Origin of the sequence: Mucilaginibacter sp., from assembly GCF_036383575.1 — a bacterium.
In the GTDB taxonomy this organism is placed as follows: domain Bacteria; phylum Bacteroidota; class Bacteroidia; order Sphingobacteriales; family Sphingobacteriaceae; genus Mucilaginibacter.
Map to the genome: position 1 here is coordinate 1 of NZ_DASVOB010000108.1, position 21,627 is coordinate 21,627.

Consider the following 21,627-nt stretch of genomic DNA (forward strand, 5'->3'; position numbering starts at 1 on the left):
ACGCCTAATAGCAGATCGTTAGTTTGCGTGGTGGATGCCGTCCACGGACTGCGGGTTTCGCTATACCAGATGTAGTTTTTTATTTTATCGATCCCGACAGCCTCGTTCAGGTATTCTTTGTTCTCGCCCGTAAACAGCGGCTCGCCGAGGGTATAATAGTCGAAACTGCCGCCGGTATCTTCTTTGCCGTTATAGCCTTTCATTACGCGTTTTACCCGTTCGGCAGTGATGGTTTCGGCGTAATCTTCCATTTCGATGAGGATGAATTTACGATTGCCGCCGTCTTGTTTGTTGAGATTGAGCACGGCGTGAGCGGTGGTGCCGGAGCCGGCGAAGCTGTCGAGGATGATGGAGTTGGGGGAGGTGGCGATTTCTAATATTCGTTGGATTAATGTTGGAGGTTTGGGTGTATCAAATGGAATGCTATCGTGGAAAATTTTCTTTAACTCCTGCTTTCCGTACTGATTGTGTCCAACTTCACTATGCGGCCAGATTGTTAAGGGAACTGTGCCTTGCTGCACATCAGATAGGAATCTTTTATAGCGGGGAACATTGTTATTATCAACTCCGAACCAGATTCTATGATCCCGAATTAATTCAGTTAGTTTTTCTTCGGAAAAGCGCCAGCAATACCCACTTGGAGGATTAACGATTCTACCAGATGGTGTTGTTATAGGGTAGTCGTTAGCAGCACTATATGTTTTTACCGAAATATCACCAGAAGTCCAGGGACCTCTGTAATCATTATCTCTATTATCATATCGGGCGTTTTGTTCGTTAGTTCTATTTAAAAGATTCCGTACCCAAATGCTTTTATCTTTAGTGTAGCAAAGGATAAAATCGTGATTGTCTGAAAAGTATCTGGCATCATTTTGAGGGCTAAACTTCTTCTGCCAGATAATGTTATTCACAAAATTTCCAATCCCAAATATCTCGTCACAAATTAGCTTGAGAGTTGATTGCTCATTGTCGTCTATTGAAATAAAAATTGCTCCGTCCTTTGCCAATAATTTGTGCAACAATACTAAACGAGGGTACATCATACAGAGCCACTTGTCATGACGAGAAAGGTCATCAGTACCAACAACTTCTCCCAGCCATCTTCTCAGGCGAGGATCACTTACATTATCATTATATACCCAGTTCTCGTTACCAGTATTATAGGGCGGGTCGATGTAAATGCATTTTATTTTACCCTCATATTCAGGTAGTAAAGCTTTTAAGGCTTCGAGGTTATCACCGTGGATGATTTTATTGGAAGTTTCGGTGGGAGGGTATGAGCTGCTGCCGAAAGTGTATTGATGGTTCAGTACCTTAAAAGGTACATCGTGATGATGAGTGACTACTTTGTCTTTTCCGATCCAGGTTAGTGTTGGCATGTGATAAGGTTTATTAACCCTTATCGGTGCCGTCCAAAAACTGGTTTTCAATCTAAAGAAGGTACGCCATACCTGAGAGAATTGAATACAGCATAAGGAGGCACCCATAAGGGTGCATCGCTTTAACTGTTTCTTCTCTCTTTAAAATTGGCGTTTTTCTTTAGAGGAAACGGTTGCAACGCAATGCGTTGAAAAAAAAGTTATTTAATTGTGATATTAGTGTTTGTTTCTATGTGGTTTAATTTATCCACAAAGTAGATAATTAAATTATAAAAAGGAAAAATAATCTATTTTTATTGATCGGGGTTATTGAAAGAGCGAATTCATTTTATAAAAAAAGCCCCACATTGTAAGGCGAGGCGGCTTAAATGTTTTCACAACGGAATAATCCTTATTGTGATTTGCTTTCATAACAAATATAGGAAATGTAAACAAATCGCAACACACTCTGTATGTAATAACTACTTGAAAAAAATAAATGATAAGAACATAATTCCAAGAAACAAGTTTGGGCCCTATTTCTCAATTGAAGCGGCCGCTTCAATTGATCATTTATTTAAAACAAAGATATAATTAAAATCGATACAGAGTGTTAAAATTATTATTAATTTTAACTTATTAGAATAACCTGAAATCAATCACGCATGAAAACAATACTTGGTCTTGATCTTGGCACAAATTCAATTGGTTGGGCATTGGTTCAGCAGGACGAAAAAGAGAAATCGGGCAATATCATTGCAGCAGGTAGCCGTATCCTGCCAATGAGCCAGGACGTATTAGGCAAGTTTGATAGCGGACAATCAATTTCACAAACTGCCGAACGAACTGGTTACCGCGGAATAAGAAGACTTAGAGAAAGGCATTTACTACGTAGAGAACGGCTCCACAGGGTATTATATATTTTAGGTTTTCTGCCGCAACATTATGCTAAGCAAATTGACTTTGATAAAAAGTTAGGTCAGTTTATTCCGGATGCTGAGCCTAAATTGCAATATGCTTTTAATAGCGTAACTGATAAAGTTGATTTTCTTTTTAAAAACTCGTTCGACGAGATGTTGCAGGATTTTGAAAAATATCAACCGCAATTGCTGAAGGGTAATAAAAAGATCCCTTACGACTGGACAATTTACTATTTGCGAAAAAAAGCACTGAGTGCCAAAATTGAGAAAGAGGAATTAGCCTGGTTACTGCTAAACTTCAATCAAAAAAGGGGATATTATCAATTGAGGGGTGAGGAAGAAGAGGAAAATCCAAATAAGCGGGTTGTATTTTATTCGTTGGCGGTGACGGCGGTAACAGCCGATGAGCCGCAAAGAGGTAAGGATGATATCTGGTACAATATTGTTTTGGAAAACGGTTGGATTTATAGGCGGTCGAGCAAAGTGCCTTTGTTTGATTGGGTTGGAAAAGTAAAGGAATTTATAGTTACCGAAGATCTTAATGATGATAAAACTGTAAAAACGGATAAAGAGGGTAAGGAAAAAAGAAGTTTTAAAGCTGTTGATTCAGAACAGGATTGGATAGCTGTAAAAAAATCAACAGAAGAAAAAATTGATAGAAGCGATAAAATGGTCGGAGCTTTTATTTATGATTCTTTGCTGAATAATCCAACGCAAAAAATAAAAGGTAAGCTTGTACGTGTTATTGAACGCAAATTCTATAAAAGGGAGTTAGAAATTATCCTGAAAAAACAACAGACTTTTCACAATGAACTGAAAGATATTGAACTTTATAATGCCTGTCTCGATGAATTGTATGAAAATAATGACGCACATAGAAATAACATTAGGCAAAAAGATTTTGTGTATCTCTTTTTAAATGATATTATCTTTTATCAGCGTCCGTTAAAAAGTAAAAAATCGCTTATTAGTAATTGCAAATTTGAAAGTAGAACATTTCTAAAAGACGGAAAAAAAGAAGTAGAGCCCCTAAAGTGTATAGCCAAATCGCATCCATTATTCCAGGAATTTCGGATTTGGCAGTGGATGCAAAACCTTCGTATTTATAAAAAAGCCGAGCCAAGCCTTATTGATGTTACCAGCGAAATTATAACATCCGAAAATGATTGGATTGATTTATTTGAATGGCTTAATACTTTAAAAGAAGTTGATAATAAAGCCCTGCTTAATTTTTTATTAAAACCCTTAAGGCTAAAACCTGGTAATTACAGGTGGAATTATGTGTACGATGAGATAAACGATACATCAAAAAGTTATCCATGTAACGAAACAAGATGGCAAATCATATCAAGGTTAAAAAAGATCAAAAACGTTCCTTCCGATTTCCTTAACCGGGAAAACGAAGAAGCATTATGGCATATCTTGTATTCTGTCGAGGATAAAGAAGATATTAAAAAGGCATTAAAAACGTTTTCGGAGAAGCAGGGGCTTGAGGATGATTTTGTTGATGCTTTTGAAAAGTCTCCTCCATTTAAAAAAGAATATGGTTCCTATTCAGCCAAGGCAATCAAAAAGTTTTTGCCACTTATGCGTTTGGGTAAATATTGGAGCGAACAAGATATACACCCTCAGACTAAAGAAAGGATAAGCAAAATTATTGATGGAGAGTATGATAATAAGATTAAGGATAGGGTAAGAGAAAAGGCATTAGCATTTACTGCAATTAATCATTTTCAATTTTTGCCTCTATGGCTTGTATCATACATCGTATATGATCGACATTCTGAAGATGAAAAAAACGGACAATGGAAGACAGCTAACGACATCGAACTTTTGGAACAACATAGTTTACGAAACCCGATTGTAGAGCAAATTATAAATGAAACCTTGCAGGTAGTAAGGGAAATTTGGAAAAAACATGGTAATTCGGAGGTCGGTTTTTTTAATGAGATACACGTTGAGCTAAGCCGTGAAATGAAAAATCCTGCTGATAGGCGTAGGGAAATGACGAATAAGGTGGTAGAGAATGAGAATACCAATTTGCGCATTAAAGCTTTACTTGCCGAGTTATTGAATGATAGAGAAGTTGAAAATGTGCGCCCTTATTCTCCAATGCAACAGGAGATCTTAAAGATTTATGAAGACGGTGTTTTAAATGCACAGGAAGGAAACATTCCCGATGAAATTTTAAAAATTTCCAAACAGGCACAGCCTACATCGACAGAATTAATTCGTTACAAGCTTTGGCTACAGCAAAAATATAAATCGCCCTATACTGGTGCTATTATACCTTTAAATAAACTATTTACAAGGGAATACGATATAGAACACATTATTCCTCAATCAAGATATTTTGACGATTCATTTAATAACAAAGTGATTTGTGAAACTGCTGTAAATAGTGATAAAGGCAACTATACGGCTTATGAATATATTTTAAAAAGGGGAGGTGCGGTACTCGATTCAGGTTACGGTCCGGCGAGGTCAATATTAAGGGTAGAAGAATTTGAAGATTTTGTAAAGCAGCATTACGGCAAAAGCAGAGGGAAAATGCAACGGCTGATGATGGAAGATATTCCGGAAACATTTATTCAACGACAGCTTAACGATACCCGGTACATTAGTAAAGTTGTTAAGGGACTATTGAGCAATATAGTTAGGGAAGATGATGAGCAGGGGGCTATTTCTAAAAATGTAATAGTTAGTAACGGTGCAATAACCTCCAAATTAAAACAGGATTGGGGATTAAGTGATATCTGGAATGATATAATTATTCCCCGATTTGAACGATTAAATACATTAACCAGTAGCAATAATTTTGGGGAATGGACAAATAAAGACGGCAAAAGAGTTTTTCAGACACAAATGCCGATTGAATTACAGAAAGGGTTTAGTAAAAAAAGAATTGATCACCGGCATCATGCCTTAGACGCTATTGTTATTGCCTGTGCTACACTTAGCCATATAAATTTCCTCAATAATGAAAGCGCGTTAGGCAAAGCAACAAAAGAAGAAAAAGAAAAGAAACGATTTGATTTACGGCATAAGCTGTGTATCAAAAAATACAACGACGATGCGAAGCAAAATTATAAATGGGTTTTTAACAAACCCTGGGATACATTTACACAAGATACAAGGAAATCCCTGTTCAATATCGTTGTAAGTTTTAAACAAAATTTACGGGTAATTAATAAATCTGTTAATTACTATCAAGCCTTAAAGAAAAATGAAGAAGGGAAGAGTGTAAAGGAATTAGTAAAGCAAATTGAAGGAGATAATTGGGCTATTCGTAAACCGATGCATAAGGATACCGTTTCGGGTTTGGTGCGGTTAAAGTTCACGAAGAATGTTACGCTTGCTGTAGCTATCGATAATTGTGGTGATATAACTGATAAAATATTAAGAAAGCATATCAAAGGATTAATATCTAAAGGATTAGATAGAAAAAATATCGTTAAAATACTAAAGGAAACGGGTAATAAATGGAATGGTATTGACGTGTCAAAGACCGAGATCTTTTATTGGGATAATGAACTCGTTGCATCAAGGGTGAAAATTGACGAAAGTTTTAACTCGGTAAAAATTCAGTCCATTACCGATACTGGAATACAAAAAATAATTCTCAATCATTTGGAAAAGTATTCTGAAGAAAAGAACGGAAAAAGTATAGAGCACCCCGAATTGGCATTTTCGCCAGATGGAATTGAGGAGTTAAATAAAAATATTGTACAATTAAACAATGGAAAACAACATCAACCCATTTATAAAGTAAGAACTTATGAAACCCGGGGAAACAAATTTAATGTAGGCACAACTGGTAATAAAAAACAGAAGTTTGTAGAAGCCGCAAAAGGGACTAATTTGTTTTTTGCTATCTATAAAAATGAATCGGGTAAAAGCATTTTTGAAACAATTCCTCTTAATATAGTTATCGAAAGGCAAAAACACGGATTAACGCCAGTACCAGAAGTTAATGAACTTGGATATTTATTATCTTCTTATTTATCTCCCAATGATTTGGTTTATCTGCCAACAGAGGAAGAAAAGGTAAACAGTAACATTCAATTTAAAGATGTTAGTAAAGAGCAAATACAACGGATTTATAAAATGGTTAGCTCATCCGGTTATCAATGCTTTTTTGTTAGACATGACATTGCAAATCCAGTTGTGAACAAAGTAGAATTTGGTCCGCTTAATAAAACCGAGAAATCGATAGATGGGATTATGATTAAAGAATCCTGCATCAAACTAAAAGTAGATCGTTTAGGTAATGTTCAACCAGCGTAAATAAAAACAGCACAATAAAAGAAACATCTCCCTGCCATGCAAACCTTCCAATTCAAAATCCAAATCAAACACCTTCAAAACCCAGCCGTTTGGCGGCGGGTATTGGTTCCATCCGATATCACATTTGATGACCTCCATGAAATTATACAAATAATTTTTGGTTGGGAAAATAGCCATCTGTACCAGTTTTCAGAAAAAGGGTATTCATCGCAAACTGTTTATAAAGTGCCCGATGAGTACGATGGTGACACAGTGGAAGACAGTGAGGAAACCATAATTTCTGAAGTGTTCACTAAGCCAAAGCAAACTTTTACTTATATCTATGATTTCGGCGACGATTGGACACATCATATTGTTTTGGAAAAAATAACAGATACGGAAAGTACTATTCCCGTGTGTTTGGCTGGTGAAGGTGCCTGTCCCCCTGAAGATTGCGGTGGTATATATGGGTATAACAATTTAATTGAAATATTGAGCGATCCCAAAAATCCTGAATATAAAGAAATGAAAAGCTGGCTCGGGCTTGGCAAAAATGAGCAGTGGGATGTGAGCGCTTTTGATATTGAAGTAGTTAACGAGGAAATTAAAGGAAGCTTTAATTAACTAAATAGCTAAAATTGAAAAGATTACTCTTTAAATTCAAGTAATTAACAAAGCCGCTTTATTATGAGTAATAACGCACGCCTAAACATTCTTCGCTACTGGCGTAATACTCTCGCTGATTCTGCCCGTGTGGTTATTGAGGTAGATAAAACTTTGCATCAGCGGCAGGCGAAGCTGGATCTGAATAAGGGGTTGGTAGATCCGGTGCAGGCATCAGCTTTGGTGCATGCAACAGAAAAGCGGTCGAATGAAAACAAAGGGCGTTTGAAGCGTGAAGATCCGGGCTGGGAGGTTATGAATGAAGTGCCTATGCTGATCGCGCCCTTCCGGGCAAGCCCTGTGCCGGAGTACATCGCAATATCAGGTTTAAAGGGTATTTTTTATCCGTTCTAGATCCGGGCGGTGCTCTCGAAAAATGGGCGTCTGAAACCGGATGAGGATACTTTTCCATATATCCCGCGCGATTACCTGGAGCCGCAGGTCAATCAGGAGGTTAATTACATTTTCTCGGACGTCGACCGGGTAGATCAGGCTTTCGCGCATCCCTTTAATGGTGAAGGCGGTTGGGAAGCTTATCTGAAATATATTCTGGATGCTTTTGAGCTTATTGCAGAACAGCCCGTTGGTAATTATTTACCGGATAATTTCGCGGTGACGATAGAAGCTGCTATCGTGGTGAATGATACCCTAACTGGACCGGCAGATGGGATCATCAGCCTATACGACTATATGATCAAACGGGAAAAGTTTCCCGCCACTTTAAGCACATTGGCCGAAAGAAAAGAAGCTCCGCTGAAAAGCTTAGCGAGTGATCGGGCTTTTGAAAAAGCGTCTGCAGCGCATCTGGGCCAAATGGCTTATGAGTTTCCTTTGTCGCCGTCACAGCGTACCAGTTTATATCATTATACAACGCTGGGGCATGGCGATACTGCAAGTTGTTGACTTTTAATATTTTATATATTAGTTGAGTACACTTAACGATACAGATTTCGGAATATTTTTATAGTGATTTAGAAATTTTATCTCGGTTACGCGCGTGAAACGCTCTTTTTGAATAAGGCGGCGGGAAAAATATCCAAACGTTTTTAGCAAAAAAGCAGGTAAAACTAATTTATTTGTCATTTAGATTCCGTCAGAGTATTTATCGCTGTATTGATTTGAAATTTTCACTAAGTTCTGCGGTTGCCTCCGGCTCGGCCATTCCGCTTTATGGAGGTTCACAGCGCTTTTCTTACCAAGCATCTCGGGTAATAAAGCGCGGTCAAGTGCTTCCTGCGCATAAATTCAAATTAACTTAACAGCATTTTTATCACCTTTACCCAAATTTTAGTTTGATATTGAGGCATGTTGAAAATGATATTTATAAGCATAGGCTGGCTTGGCGTTGTTTTTTGTACATTGGGTTATTTGCTGCTGAGCACAAAGGTATTAAAAGCCGATTCGCGGATATTCCAGGCCTTTAATATTTTTGGGGGCCTTTGCCTTGCAGCTACTGCTATCAATGCGCGGGACTTGCCCAACGCGGCCGCAAATGTGCTGTGGATGTTTATTGGCATGTACGCTTTAGGCAGGCAACTGCGTAACCGTTAGTTGGGGAAGCTCTAAAAAAGCGTAGGCTTTTTGTTTATAATAATTTAATCTTTGGGCGTATGCTTCCAAATCATTCTCCAGCGAAAGATAAAAATAAGCTCCATCCACCAGTACAAAAATAAAGTCGGCAGCTGTTTGAGGGGATTTAATCGTTGTTAATCCTTTTTCGTTGCATTGTTCCATAATAGCGGCCAAGCCGTGGCGTAACGAATCGAGGATGAGTTTATATTTTGATTTGATCTTTTCTTCGCGAAAAGCGAGAGCATAAAAAGTATAAAAGAGCCCATCGTCAAAAAGGAGGTTCCACTCTTTCGAAAACAGCATTTCGACAGTGCGCTGCAAGTTTTCTATTGTTGCCTGCTCCTTGTCCTTAACGGTATATATGGATAAATAACTTTCAAGAATATGATCGATGAGCGCGTAGGTAAGGTCTTCTTTGGTTTCAAAATAATGTAAAATTAGGCTTGGGTTGATATCCATCACCTTGGCAATTTTAGCTATCGACGTGTTTTCGTAGCCTTCTTTTTTGGCCACCTCATAAAACATCCTGATTATTTCCTGTTGTCTTGCTTCCTTAAGACTTTTGCGGCCCATTGTATTTGTAGCGATTTTGTTGCAATACTACTAAAAAGAATTCTGCATAATCAAAATATTAATAAATTGATTGACTGTTCAATCAATTTATTAATCCGCACTTAACTTCCTATTAATATCCGATAGGCAATTTCGTCGGCGGTTAAAGCAACCCCCGTCTAATTAAGAATTAACTATCAATCAAATGAAAAAAAAGCTACTTTGGATCTTCCTGCTCCTGCTCATTTCGGCCGGTGGCTTTGCACAGGGAATTACCGTTACCGGTATAGTATCTGATGCAAAAACAAAAGAAACACTGCCCGGTGTAAACATTAATGTAAAGGGAACAAATGTGCGTATTGCCACCAACAAAAACGGCGCGTACACGCTTAGTGATTTGAAACCAGACGCCATATTGGTTTTTTCATTTATGGGATATAAACCCATAGAAACCCCGCTTAACGGGCAAACCAAAATGGATGTTTCCCTGTCGGATGATTTTGCCAACCTGAACGAGGTCGTTGTTGTTGGTTTCGGCACCAAGAAAAAGATTAACATTGCCGGCGCTATTGATCAGATTTCAGGAAAACAGCTGGAATCAAGGCCGCTTGCCAATGCCATTCAGGGTTTACAGGGCCTGAGCCCAGGTTTAAATATCACCTATCCGGGTGGTGCACCGGGTACGGTACCTACCATCAATATCAGGGGGTATACATCAATTAACGGCGGTTCGCCGCTTGTTGTAATAGATAATATCCCGGCAACAAGTTATGATGACCTGCTCCGTTTAACCCCCTCGGATATTACCTCGTTCACCGTTTTACGTGACGCGGCATCGGCAGCTATTTATGGCGCCAGGGCCGCGTTTGGTGTGATCCTGGTAACCACCAAGCAGGGTGTTGCAGGCCATAATACCATCAGCTATAATACTTATACATCATGGTCAAAGCCAACGCTGCTGCCTAAACCGGTAACCGACCCTTATATATTTTCGAGGGTACTGGAAACGTCTACTGATAATACTCCATGGGATTACGTGAATTACTCGGACGAGTATTACCGCTGGGCTAAAGAAAGATCGGATAACCCTTCAATTGCCGATACCCGCATTAACCCGGCCGATCCAACCAAATGGGAATACATGGGTAGCAACGACTGGTATAAATACTTTTTTAACAACGCAAGCTTATCAAAAAGCCACACGCTTACATTTTCGGGTGGTGCTACAGTAAACAATAAACCGCTTACCTATTACCTCTCTGCCGATTATACTAAAGATAACGGTTTAAATAAATTAACCGATGATTACTGGAGCCGTTACGGCCTGCGGTCGAAAGTGGGTTTTTCGCCAATATCATGGCTTAAAATTGATAATAACCTTAGTGTATATCAAACCAAACGCGCGCTGCCAAACTCGAGCATTACCGATCTGTATTACCTGATGCCTACAGATGTGGCTACTAACCCCGATGGTACCTGGGCAAATACATCAGCTGGCCGGTTAGCTGCTAAACTTACCGACGGCGGTAACAGCCTGCAAAATATGTTCGGCTTTCAGAATATAACCAGTGCTTCCGCTTTATTTTTAAATGGCGATTTGCAGGTAAATGCCGATGCGTCATTTAAACGCGAGTTGTGGAAAACACATGCCGACACCAAAAAATATAAAATTGGCTACGGCCCTAACGATGTTCGTGAAGAAGGCGGCACCGGTTCGGTAAGCGAGGCCAACGGTTATTTATATAACAACGCTTTTAACATTTATTCAACCTACAAAAAAACATTGGGCGATCATTTTTTCAGCGCCATGGTGGGTTTTAACAGCGAAGATTACAGCTACTCGACAGTGAATGCCGGCAGAGATGTGTTGATCTCATCTTCATTGCCATATTTGTCACTTACCAACGGTACGGCTACAGCAAGTGGCGGCTATTCGGCCTATGCAACCAATAGCGTGTTTTCAAGGTTGAACTATACTTTTAAAAACAGGTATATCCTGGAAGCTACGGGTCGTTACGATGGTTCATCACGTTTCCCGGTTACCAAAAGGTGGGGCTTTTTCCCGTCGGTGTCCGGGGCTTGGATAGTAAGTAACGAGAATTTCTTCAAACCACTGGCGCCTGCCGTATCAACATTTAAACTGCGTTCATCATACGGCGCCCTGGGTAACCAGAACGTGGGCGATTTTGGTTATATCCAATCCTTAGCTACCGGAACTTCAGGTTACCTGATCGGCGGCGCCGGGCAAAACCAGATCATTACCGGTGCTCCAGGTCTGAACGTCGACCCGCAAACTTATACCTGGGAGAGGGTATCTACCCGTAACTTTGGTACCGATATCGGTTTGTTAAACGATAAGCTGTCCCTTACTTTTGATTACTACATCCGCGATACCAAAGGCATGCTGACCGCCGGTCAGGAACTTCCAGGTGTACTGGGTACCGGTGTACCGCGCCAAAATGCTGCCGACCTGCGTACCAAAGGCTGGGAATTTTCGATATCATACCGCGACAGGTTTGAGCTGGGCTCAAAGCCATTTAACTTTGATGCTAAAATTTTTATTGCCGATTCAAGAGCTAAGATCACCAAATTTAAAAACGACCAGGAACTGTTTTCCAGCTATCGTGTAGGTCAGAATATCGGCGAGATCTGGGGCCTTGAAAACGACGGCTTGTTCCGCAGTAAAGACGAAATTGCCAAACTTGATGAATCGGCCATTATTCCATGGGGTGCTTTATCTATTGTAGAGGGCTGGCCTAAATACAAGGATCTTGACGGAAACGGAAAGATAGAAACCGGTTTAAGCGCTAAAAATCCTAAAGATTTAAAAGTTATTGGTAACAGTACAGATCGTTACACCGTAGGGGCTAACATCAATATGGACTGGCGCGGCATCGACCTGGCTATATTCTTGCAAGGTGTTTTGAAAAGGGATTTCTACCCACATCATTACCTGTTCTGGGGCCCATACCAGCAGCCTTATGCCAACGTATATCCATGGAACCTGAACTATTACCGCGGTGCGGCCGATTCGCCAGAGCAAAGGGCTAAACACTCTGCATCTTATATAGCTGCCGGTTTGGCCGATGCCAATACCAATTCAGCGTACCCTGTATTACAATCATGGCTGGCCGATGCTAACTATGGCAGCGGTTTGGATATCCCGCAAACCAAATACCTGCTTAATGGTGCTTACCTGCGTATCAAAAACGTATCTGTAGGTTATACCATCCCGGCTAAATGGACCAAGAAAGTTGGCATCAGCCGTCTGCGTTTTTACGCTACCGGCGAGAATCTGTACGAGTTTTCGGCCATTAAAAAATATATCGATCCGGAAGCTGTTAACCAGGGCCCGAGTGCCTGGGCGTATCCATACCAACGCAGGTATGCCCTGGGTTTAAACCTGGATTTTTAACAACCTGATGTTTCATTACATTTCAAATTAAGTAAAATGAAAAAGTATCTATATATATTAGTTATCGCGGCGGTAAGTACGCTGGCAGCCTGTAAAAAGGGCGGGCTTGATCGTTTCCCGCAAACTTCCATTTCGCCTAACCTGTTTTTTAACAACGAACAGGACCTCGCTTTATACGTAAACGGTTTGTTATCACAGCCAGATCGCGGTACTTATCTTAATGATCAAAGCTCGGACAATGTGGCTACCACTGCCGCTGTTGAAGTGAAGAATATTATGGTTGGAAGCGCCAATTCGCAAAATATTACAACCGGCTGGGATTGGACAAGATTACGTAACATCAATTACTTTCTCGAAAATTATCAGAAAGCCCAGGTTACCCAAACCATTAAAAACCACTATGCCGGTTTGGCTCGTTATTACCGCGCCGCGTTTTATCTGGATAAGATTAAACGTTTTTCTGATGTACCATGGTATTCCGGTACGTTAGAGCCTTCGAGCAAGGATTTGTATAAAGGGCGCGACCCACGCAAGCTGGTTGCCGACAGTATTATGGCCGATCTTGATTTTGCCTACAAAAACGTGAGAGAAAGCGTGCCAACCGGCACGCCAGGCAAATGGGCTGTAGCTACCTTATACACCCGCGCTGCCCTATACGAAGGCACCTACCGTAAATATCATGATGAGGTTAACTTGAAAGAATCGGCCAATACCTTCCTGGAAACTGCTGCAAGAGTTGCAGGTGAGATCATGGCCAGCGGTAAATTCAGCATTTATAATACCGGGAAACCCGATCAGGATTACGCGACTTTATTCTCAAGCCAGGACCTTACCGGTAACGGCGAAGTGATCCTGACCAATATTTTTGATTTAACCAAAGGCAAAGGCCAAAACGTTAACTCAACCGTATTCGGCGATTATGAGCAAGCCCCGGCTAAAGACCTGATCCAAACTTACCTGATGAAAGATGGCACCCGTTTTACCGATGTGGCCAACTTCGCGCAAATGGGTTTTGTTGAAGAGTTTAAAAACCGCGACCCTCGTCTGGCGCAAACCATGGTTTACCCAGGTTGGGTTAGGGTGCCCGATGCAACGCCTTATATTCAGCGTTTAAATAAAAACTTTACAGGTTATCACCAGTTAAAAGGTTATGTAAACAGTACCGACAACAACACTTTAAACGGTGTGGATTTCCCGGTATACCGTTATGCTGAGGTATTGTTAACTTATGCCGAGGCCCTGGCCGAACTGGGTACTTTAACCCAGGGGCAGTTGGATCAATCGGTTAATTTATTAAGGAGAAGGGCTGGTTTACCAGATCTTAACCTGGCTGTAGCCAATGCTAATCCAGATCCGGCTTTGAAATTGCAATACCCTAACGTGACCGCTAACATAGGTGTTATCCTCGAGATCAGACGTGAGCGCAGGGTTGAGTTTGCTTTTGAAAATTTCAGGTTTGACGATTTGATGCGCTGGAAAGTTGGTAAGTTGCTTGCCAAAAGCCCCGAAGGTATGTACTTTAAAGGTTTGGGTAAATATGATTTAACCGGCGATCGTGTGGATGATATCATTTTGATCGACAGGGCATCTACCATCCCGGCCGAAGATCAGAAAGAGAAAAACTCATTGGGCATAAAACTGGTATACTACCGCGCAGGTACCATTGGTACCGATGCAACCGTTTACCTTAAAAACGGGAACACTGGTGGCAACATCGTAACCGAAAACGTAGTAAGGAATTTTGAAGAACCGAAATTTTACTATCGCCCTATCCCGCAACAGCAAGTTGTGCTTAACCCTAATCTGAAACAGATTTTTGGCTGGTAACATCATCATGGAAATAAAAAGAAGAGCATTACTAAAGGCCGCAGCAGGTATAGCCGCGGGTATGGCAGCCACAGGCGCCATGCCCGCTATGGCCGCATCTGCCAACGAAAAAGGCGGCAAAGGCAAACCCGTATTAACCGTAGCGCATATCACCGATGTGCATATCAGGCCCGGCGATAACGCCCCCGACAGGTTTAAGAGTTGTTTAAAACAGATCATCAGCAAGCACAAACCCGATTTCTTTTTAAACGGAGGCGATTCGATCAACGATGCATCGTACGATAATGTGGTACGCGAACAGGTTACCGAACAATGGGGTATCTGGGACGACTGCATGCAATTGCTAAGCAAATACGAATTATATAGCTGCATAGGCAACCACGACCCGTGGTGGAAAGCCCCAGCCAAAACCGATGAAATGTACGGCAAGGATTACGTGGTAAAACGCCTTAAAATCCCTAACCGTTATTACAGCTTCAGTAAAAAGAACTGGCATTTTATTATCCTTGATGGTAATAACAGCAATATTTCATTAGACGCTGAGCAATACGCATGGCTGCAGCAGGATCTGGAAAAACTACCTGCAGGTACGCCAACCTTATTAATGTCGCATTATCCCATCCTCGGTACAACGCAGGTATTGGTGGGCGGTGGTCATTCGGATTGTAAAAAATTGAAAGACCTGTTTTATAAACACAAGGATAAAGTAAGAATCTGCCTCAGCGGGCATAATCACCTGTCAGATCATACGGTTTACAACGATGTATTGTATTGCTGCAATGGCGCTATGAGCGGTTTTTGGTGGGGTAAAGGCGATGCTGAATCGGCTGGTCCTGGTTATTACTTGGAAACTCCGCCCGGATACGCCATCCTGAAGCTTTATGGCGATGATACAGTGGAGAATGAGTACTATTCGCATACATTTTAAACAAATAATAATGAGGTTAAAATCAATTATTTGCATAGCTGCCTGCCTTTCATTATCAGCAGCGGGTTTTGCACAGCAAAGGCAAAAAAAGGTAGTTTATGTTATTGCCGATGGCATCCCCGCCGATGTAATGGAGCGTTTGGAACTACCAAACTTTAAAAAGATCATCGAAGCTGGGTCATACCTGCGTATCCACGTGGGGGGCGATAAGGGCACTTATAACGAAACGCCAACCATATCGGCAGTAGGGTATAACAGCTTATTAACAGGTACCTGGGTAAACAAACACAACGTGCCCGATAATGATATCAAAGAGCCAAACTATAATTACAAGCATATTTTTGAGGTTTTTAAAGCGCAATACCCAAATAAGAAAACCGGCATTTTCTCGAGTTGGACAGATAACCGCACCAAATTAATGGGCGATGGCCTGTCTGCAACAGGAAACTTTAAACCCGATTATGCTTTTGATGGTTACGAATTGGATACCGTAAGGTTTAAGCATGATAAAAAATCGGACTACATGCACCTGATTGATGAGGAAGTTGTAAAACAAGCCGCTAACACCATCCAAACCCAAGCACCGGATCTGTCGTGGGTGTATTTGGAGTATACTGATGATATGGGGCACCGCTACGGTGATAGCCCGGAGTTTTACAAAGCTGTTGGCATGCTGGATGTACAGATGGGCAAACTTTGGGACGCCATCAGCTATCGCCAGAAAAATTTTAAAGAAGACTGGCTGATTGTGATCACCACAGACCATGGTCGTGATGAAAGAACCGGTAGGGGACATGGCGGCCAATCTGACAGGCAACGATCAACCTGGATGGTGAGCAACTATAAAAACCTCAATACTTACGCGCAATATTTTGATGTGGGTATAGTAGATATCATGCCATCCATAGCCCGCTACCTGGATGTGAAACTGCCCGAAAGCGTTAAGCAGGAAATTGACGGTACGCCTTTCATAGGCCCGGTATCGGTAACCGCCCTTAAGGCTAATTATGTACAGGATCATCTGGACATCAGCTGGAGAGCTCTTGAAAAAACAGGTAAAGCCAAAATCTGGCTGGCCACCACCAACAATTTTAAAACCGGAGGACATGATGACTACCACTTACTGGCCGAGGTTAACCTGACGCAACAACATTATTTTGCCGATTTGAAAAACTATCCTTCGACTTTCTATAAAGTTATTGTTGAAGGGCTTGAAAATACTGTTAATAAATGGGTTGTTCTGAAAAAATAGCCTGATAAAGAGGAAAAACAGAAGCCTGCCCTGAAAAGCAGGCTTCTGTTTTATTTAGGTAGGTCGTTTTGATTTGTTAAATCGGCAAGTATGATTCCGCCAACAACTATTAATATTATTACTGGCGCTGTATCGATACAAATTAATAGTGTTTTGGCAAATATATTGTCTTTAAAAAAAACGAACGCAATCTTTGAAGGGACGACTCCGCATAGGGGAATAAAAAGTTATAGAGAAAGAAAAATTTCAACTATACTCGCGATTTCGATCCCAATAAAAAATGGTATTCAATTAGATGAAAGCGAAGCCGGGGTAGTTTTAGATTTCTATATCGCATGGCAAGAACATATAATTTTACTAATGCCCCAAATAACAAGATCCCTAAGTGGATATCGAACCAGCAAAAAATGGAGCAGAAGGTATCTTAAACCTTCTTTTTAGACTACATTTCAAAAAGGTACAAGAAATATTTACAGAAAAATCGAACCGTTACTGGGAATGGTGTAACTACTTGATTAATAGAAATTTAGGAGCATAAAAAAAGGAAACAACGACCCTGTGTTGTTTCCTTAAGTACACTTAACGATACAGCTATACAATCATTTTTTGGAGGATATTCAGCTTTTGGGGCGTTTAATCACATAAAATCGGATAGGGGACGATACAATTATCCGGACGTTCTAAAGACATAGGCGTAGACTCCGGACCCCATATAATTATGTAAAAGACGTTTCTTGACCATACTGGAGATTTCGATCGTGATAAAAAGGGTATTCAAACCGAATACCCTTTTAATGCCCCATTCGCCCAAATGGGCACTACCTTCAGCTTTTGGCTACTCTTTAGGCTTACCATAGTTTAAGTTATAATCGTAGCCGTCCCAGTAAGCGCCCACCACGCGCACGGCATTTTCTTCATCCAGATTTTTATGCGACACAGGTGGAGATCACCAGTACATCGCCTTTTCCAGTGTGGCCACCGGCCCGTCATCATTGCCGGGTTGTACCCGCGCTTTACCAAAATCAATGCCCAGTACCTCAGGTTTTACGCTGTGGTAATGGTGAAACGTAAAAATGACCGCATTCCAACTGATTGCCCAGCCGTTTTCGTCAAATCTGTTATTGATATGCATCGTCGGAAAAAACAACGGGATGTACAGTACCTGCTTGTATAGCATGCCGGCAATCGGTTGTCGGGGAAAACGCAGTTGTCGTTGATGGAAATTTCCCGCACCATACTCATTTTATTCTTCCTCCTTGTCGCTTTCAGCTTCCGCCTTTTTCATTTCTTCGTTTAGGTTGGTGGTGATTGGATTGTCGGCCAGCAGCCTGGCAAAGAAAGCCAGGTTGCCTGTCATATAGCGCAAACTCTTATTCGTATAAAGATAGCGTTCGCCGCCGGCTTCTACATAATCTTTTTCTCCGCCAGCCATGCCCACCCAATAAGCGTTAACGTTCGGCGGAATAGTGAAACCTACTTCCTGTAATGACCAAAGCACCTGGGCCGCGCAACTGTGTGCCCCATCCTCGTTTCCTGTAACCAGGCAGCCGGCAACTTTATTGTAGGGCATATATTGGCCGGTCTCCTTATCCATCAAGTTCTCATCCCGGAAGATCGCATCCAGCCGTTCGATAACTTTCTAGGAAGTAGAAGCTAAGTGGCCCATCCAAATTGGCGTAGCGATAATAAATATGTTGCAGGTTTTAATCTTTTCCAGTATTTGCGGCCATTCATCTCTTTCACCCTCGTCCGAAGTATTACCGGTCAAAACCTGATAGTCATTCAGCCGGATTATTTCTGTTTCAAAACCTAGTTCACGTAGTTGTTGCGCGGCTTTTTCAGCTAGTGCTCCTGTATTGCTGAAATCCGGTGAGCGTTTGAGTGTACAATTGATGAAGAATGCTTTCATAAATAGTGTTTATTGGTATAAAAATGATGTTTTTCATAGGTAGTAGTAGTTGATGGCTGATTGTTAATCTTTCTTTTTAGGGACTTTAGCGCCCTCTTTTCGCGCTTCAGACAAGCCAATGGCTACTGCCTGTTTTTTTGAAGTCACCTTTTTACCACTGCGGCCGCTTTTCAGTGTGCCTTCTTTTTCTTCGTGTAAAGCTTTATGAACCTTGTCCTGCGCCTTTTCTGAATATTTTGCCATGATATTTTGAATTTGATGTTAATGATTTTCTATTGGTTTTTGCTGCTCATATAAGGTATGAGCCACATTGCTGTCGGGCATCAGGTTGGCTGCGTTAACCTGCACCTTGTTTTTGAAACCGGATATCACGCGGTCATCGCCGGCCATCAGGGCTTCGTAACCATCTTTGGCGACATCAGCCGGAGAGGCCATAGCTTCTTTATCCTGAACAGCTTTGCTGTCATTCATACCTGCTTTGTTAAAGAAATCCGTATTGGTAACACCCGGCATTAAGGCAGTTAATGTTACGCCGGTTTCCTTAACTTCCTCGCGTACAGCCGTGGTGAATGATAAAACAAATGCTTTGGTGGCATGGTAGACTGCCTGCCATGGGCCCGGTAGCTTACCGGCAACCGACCCAAGGTTCAGGATCCTTCCTTCACCACGGGCGACCATCTCTTTAAGAAAATGTTTGGTCAGGATAACTGTGGCGCAAATGTTCAGGTGGATGATGTCCAGTTCACGTTCGATATCATTGTCCTGGAATAAGCCATATACACCCTGGCCTGCATCGTTAACCAGCACATCTACAGGCTGATCAACTTCCCGGCACAGCGCTTTTGCTTCGTCCATCTTTGACAGGTCTTTTGTAATGATCTTTACTTCGATCCCATAATTGATTTTAAACTCCTGCGCTTTACTTTCGAGCTCGTTCTGGTTACGTGCCACGATAATGAGGTTGTAGTGATCCTGTGCGAAAAGCTTCGCCAGTTCATAGCCGATCCCACTGGTAGCACCGGTGATCAAAGCTGTTTTTTGTTTGTTTTCCATAGGTAATGATGTTTTTTATCCGTTAACAACTTCGCCACCGTTCACATGAATTACCTGGCCGGTAATGAACGAGGCATCATCAGAGGCCAGGAATACGTAAGCGGGACCCAGTTCTGAAGGCTGTCCAGCCCGTTTCATAGCGGTTTCGCTCCCGAACTTTTTGATTTTTTCTTCATCAAAGGTGGAAACGATCAGCGGTGTCCATACCGGACCCGGTGCCACAGCGTTTACCCTGATCTTTTTATCGGTAAGATTGGTTGCCAGCGACCTTGTGAAGGTGGTGATGGCGCCCTTGGTAGAGGAGTAATCAATCAAGGAGGGAGAAGAACGATAAGCGGTTACCGAGGTAGTGTTGATAATGCAATCACCCTCCTGCAGATGTTCCAGGGCTGCTTCGGCAAAATAAAAATAGGCGAAGATATTAGTGCGAAAAGTAGTGTCCAACTGTTCCTCATCAATAGCCTTAACATCTTTTTGCGGAAACTGCATGCCCGCGTTGTTGACCAGGATATTAAGCTTGCCGAATTTTTTAACGGTTGTTTCAACCGCTTTTTTGCAAAACGCGGCATCCTTTACGTCGCCTTTAATTGTTATACACTGCTGACCGGTTAACTCAACGAGATCTTTGGTGATTTCAGCATCTTCGTCCTCGTTTAGGTAAACTATGGCGATGTTGGCCCCTTCCTGTGCAAAGTGTACGCTTACTGCACGGCCAATTCCGCTGTCGCCGCCGGTGATGAGTGCTATCTTTCCCTGCAACTTGGCGGCTGCCCTGTAGGTATCCTTAATATATTCCGGAGCCGGGTTCATCTCTGCTTCAATACCCGGTTGCTTATCTTGCTTCTTTGGTGTTTGTGTTTTTGTTGCCATAATTGATTAAATCTTTATTAAAAAATCGCTTCAGATTTTCTGTTGCTTTCTGATAAGGGGGGAGCATATTTTATAGCGATTGGTTAAGCGCCTGGTTTTAAAACAACCTTTACACAGTCTTCTTCCTTTTCGTCGAATATTTTATAGGCATGGCTAACCTCACTGAGGGGCAGGGTATGCGTAATGATATCGTCCAGTACAACCTTTTCATCTTTAACCAGTTCGATGAGTTTATCGATATAGTTTAAGACAGGTGCCTGTCCCATTTTCAAGGTAATTCCCTTATCAAAAATGCGGTGCAGGGGGAAGTTGTCATAAGGTGAACCATAAACACCCATAATTGAAACAGTTCCCATCCGCCGTACCGCTTTAAAAGCCATCTCCAGTACTTTAATGCTGCCTTTCTCGAAATTGACAGTAGCTTTCAGTTTATCAAAGAAGTTACGTTCAGGCTCAAAGCCTACTGCATCTACACAAACATCAGCTCCGCGTCCGCCGGTCATTTCGCGGATAGCTTCTACCACATCTACTTCATGCGGGTTGAGCGTATCGACTTTGTTGACTGCCTTCGCCTTTTCCAGGCGATAATTAAGCGGATCAATAGCGATAACGCGGCTGGCGCCGTTGATCCAGGCTGCCTTTTGGGCCATTAAACCAACCGGGCCTGAACCGAATATCGCTACGACTTCGCCGCCTTTAAGCTGTGCCCAATCAATAGCAGACCAGCCTGTTGGAAAAATATCAGTCAGGAATAAAACCTGTTCATCGGTCATATAATCGGGCACTATACGGGGACTGATATCTGCATAAGGCACACGAACATATTCGGCCTGGCCACCGGAATAGCCGCCATACAGGTCTGTATAACCAAACAAGGCCGCTCCTTTCTGATCGGTCAGGTCGCCATCAGGGCCATAGTGTTTGTAATTGGAATTTTCACAAGCCGGAGATGCACCGTGGCTACAAAAGAAACAATGCCCGCAGGCAATAGGGAAAGGGACAACAACGCGGTCACCTTTTTGTAGGTTTTTGACTTCCGCGC

19 protein-coding genes are annotated in these 21,627 nt (G+C 41.8%); 10 read left to right on the top strand and 9 right to left on the bottom strand.

Features of this window, described 5'->3' with window-relative positions:
- Window positions 1-1,379 (bottom strand): site-specific DNA-methyltransferase (locus VF500_RS03995; protein WP_330858428.1); only part of this gene is annotated, 1,379 nt, incomplete at its 3' end.
- Window positions 1,380-2,023: 644 nt separating this feature from the next.
- Here VF500_RS03995 and cas9 point away from each other — a divergent pair.
- The 5 genes from cas9 (at window position 2,024) to VF500_RS04020 (ending at window position 8,758) form a co-directional block, all read left to right on the top strand.
- On the top strand, window positions 2,024-6,565 hold the full coding sequence (gene cas9, locus VF500_RS04000) for a type II CRISPR RNA-guided endonuclease Cas9 (protein ID WP_330858429.1): 4,542 nt from the start codon (window positions 2,024-2,026) through the stop codon (window positions 6,563-6,565).
- A gap of 36 nt (window positions 6,566-6,601) precedes the next feature.
- Window positions 6,602-7,168, top strand: a complete 567-nt coding sequence (locus VF500_RS04005; RefSeq protein ID WP_330858431.1) for a plasmid pRiA4b ORF-3 family protein — start codon at window positions 6,602-6,604, stop codon at window positions 7,166-7,168.
- A 63-nt stretch (window positions 7,169-7,231) separates the two neighbouring features.
- On the top strand, window positions 7,232-7,561 hold the full coding sequence (locus VF500_RS04010) for a hypothetical protein (RefSeq protein ID WP_330858432.1): 330 nt from the start codon (window positions 7,232-7,234) through the stop codon (window positions 7,559-7,561).
- Between the two features lie 9 nt (window positions 7,562-7,570).
- On the top strand, window positions 7,571-8,110 hold the full coding sequence (locus tag VF500_RS04015) for a hypothetical protein (RefSeq protein WP_330858433.1): 540 nt from the start codon (window positions 7,571-7,573) through the stop codon (window positions 8,108-8,110).
- Window positions 8,111-8,521: 411 nt separating this feature from the next.
- Window positions 8,522-8,758 (top strand): CBU_0592 family membrane protein, encoded by a 237-nt coding sequence (locus tag VF500_RS04020; RefSeq protein ID WP_330858434.1) that lies wholly within the window; start codon window positions 8,522-8,524, stop codon window positions 8,756-8,758.
- Here VF500_RS04020 and VF500_RS04025 read toward each other — a convergent pair.
- Window positions 8,732-9,352 carry a TetR family transcriptional regulator gene (locus tag VF500_RS04025; protein WP_330858435.1) on the bottom strand — a complete coding sequence of 207 codons (621 nt, stop codon included), beginning with the start codon at window positions 9,350-9,352 and terminating at the stop codon, window positions 8,732-8,734. The two genes, VF500_RS04020 and VF500_RS04025, sit on opposite strands and share 27 nt — an antisense overlap.
- 184 nt (window positions 9,353-9,536) lie before the next feature.
- Between VF500_RS04025 and VF500_RS04030 the strand changes: the two genes are divergently transcribed.
- The 5 genes from VF500_RS04030 (at window position 9,537) to VF500_RS04050 (ending at window position 17,194) form a co-directional block, all read left to right on the top strand.
- Window positions 9,537-12,746: a TonB-dependent receptor gene (locus VF500_RS04030; RefSeq protein ID WP_330858436.1), complete on the top strand. Its 3,210-nt coding sequence runs from the start codon at window positions 9,537-9,539 to the stop codon at window positions 12,744-12,746.
- Window positions 12,747-12,782: 36 nt separating this feature from the next.
- Window positions 12,783-14,573 carry a RagB/SusD family nutrient uptake outer membrane protein gene (locus VF500_RS04035; protein WP_330858437.1) on the top strand — a complete coding sequence of 597 codons (1,791 nt, stop codon included), beginning with the start codon at window positions 12,783-12,785 and terminating at the stop codon, window positions 14,571-14,573.
- 7 nt (window positions 14,574-14,580) lie between these two features.
- Entirely contained in the window at window positions 14,581-15,501 is a 921-nt protein-coding gene (locus VF500_RS04040) for a metallophosphoesterase (protein ID WP_330858438.1), read from the top strand.
- A 10-nt stretch (window positions 15,502-15,511) separates the two neighbouring features.
- Window positions 15,512-16,753 (top strand): alkaline phosphatase family protein, encoded by a 1,242-nt coding sequence (locus tag VF500_RS04045; protein ID WP_330858439.1) that lies wholly within the window; start codon window positions 15,512-15,514, stop codon window positions 16,751-16,753.
- Between the two features lie 90 nt (window positions 16,754-16,843).
- Window positions 16,844-17,194, top strand: coding sequence for a hypothetical protein (locus VF500_RS04050; protein WP_330858440.1), 351 nt, complete (start codon window positions 16,844-16,846; stop codon window positions 17,192-17,194).
- A gap of 505 nt (window positions 17,195-17,699) precedes the next feature.
- Here VF500_RS04050 and VF500_RS04055 read toward each other — a convergent pair.
- The 7 genes from VF500_RS04055 to VF500_RS04085 all read right to left on the bottom strand — a co-directional run.
- A complete protein-coding gene (locus VF500_RS04055; RefSeq protein ID WP_330858441.1) occupies window positions 17,700-17,930 on the bottom strand; it encodes a hypothetical protein in 231 nt (76 codons plus the stop codon).
- A 66-nt stretch (window positions 17,931-17,996) separates the two neighbouring features.
- Window positions 17,997-18,347: a hypothetical protein gene (locus tag VF500_RS04060; protein WP_330858442.1), complete on the bottom strand. Its 351-nt coding sequence runs from the start codon at window positions 18,345-18,347 to the stop codon at window positions 17,997-17,999.
- Between the two features lie 45 nt (window positions 18,348-18,392).
- Entirely contained in the window at window positions 18,393-18,662 is a 270-nt protein-coding gene (locus VF500_RS04065; protein ID WP_330858443.1) for a flavodoxin family protein, read from the bottom strand.
- Window positions 18,663-18,725: 63 nt separating this feature from the next.
- A complete protein-coding gene (locus VF500_RS04070) occupies window positions 18,726-18,905 on the bottom strand; it encodes a DUF6496 domain-containing protein (protein ID WP_330858444.1) in 180 nt (59 codons plus the stop codon).
- Between the two features lie 18 nt (window positions 18,906-18,923).
- Entirely contained in the window at window positions 18,924-19,715 is a 792-nt protein-coding gene (locus tag VF500_RS04075) for an SDR family oxidoreductase (protein WP_330858445.1), read from the bottom strand.
- 15 nt (window positions 19,716-19,730) lie between these two features.
- Window positions 19,731-20,585, bottom strand: coding sequence for an SDR family oxidoreductase (locus VF500_RS04080; protein ID WP_330858446.1), 855 nt, complete (start codon window positions 20,583-20,585; stop codon window positions 19,731-19,733).
- Between the two features lie 83 nt (window positions 20,586-20,668).
- Window positions 20,669-21,627 (bottom strand): zinc-binding dehydrogenase (locus VF500_RS04085; RefSeq protein ID WP_330858447.1); only part of this gene is annotated, 959 nt, incomplete at its 5' end.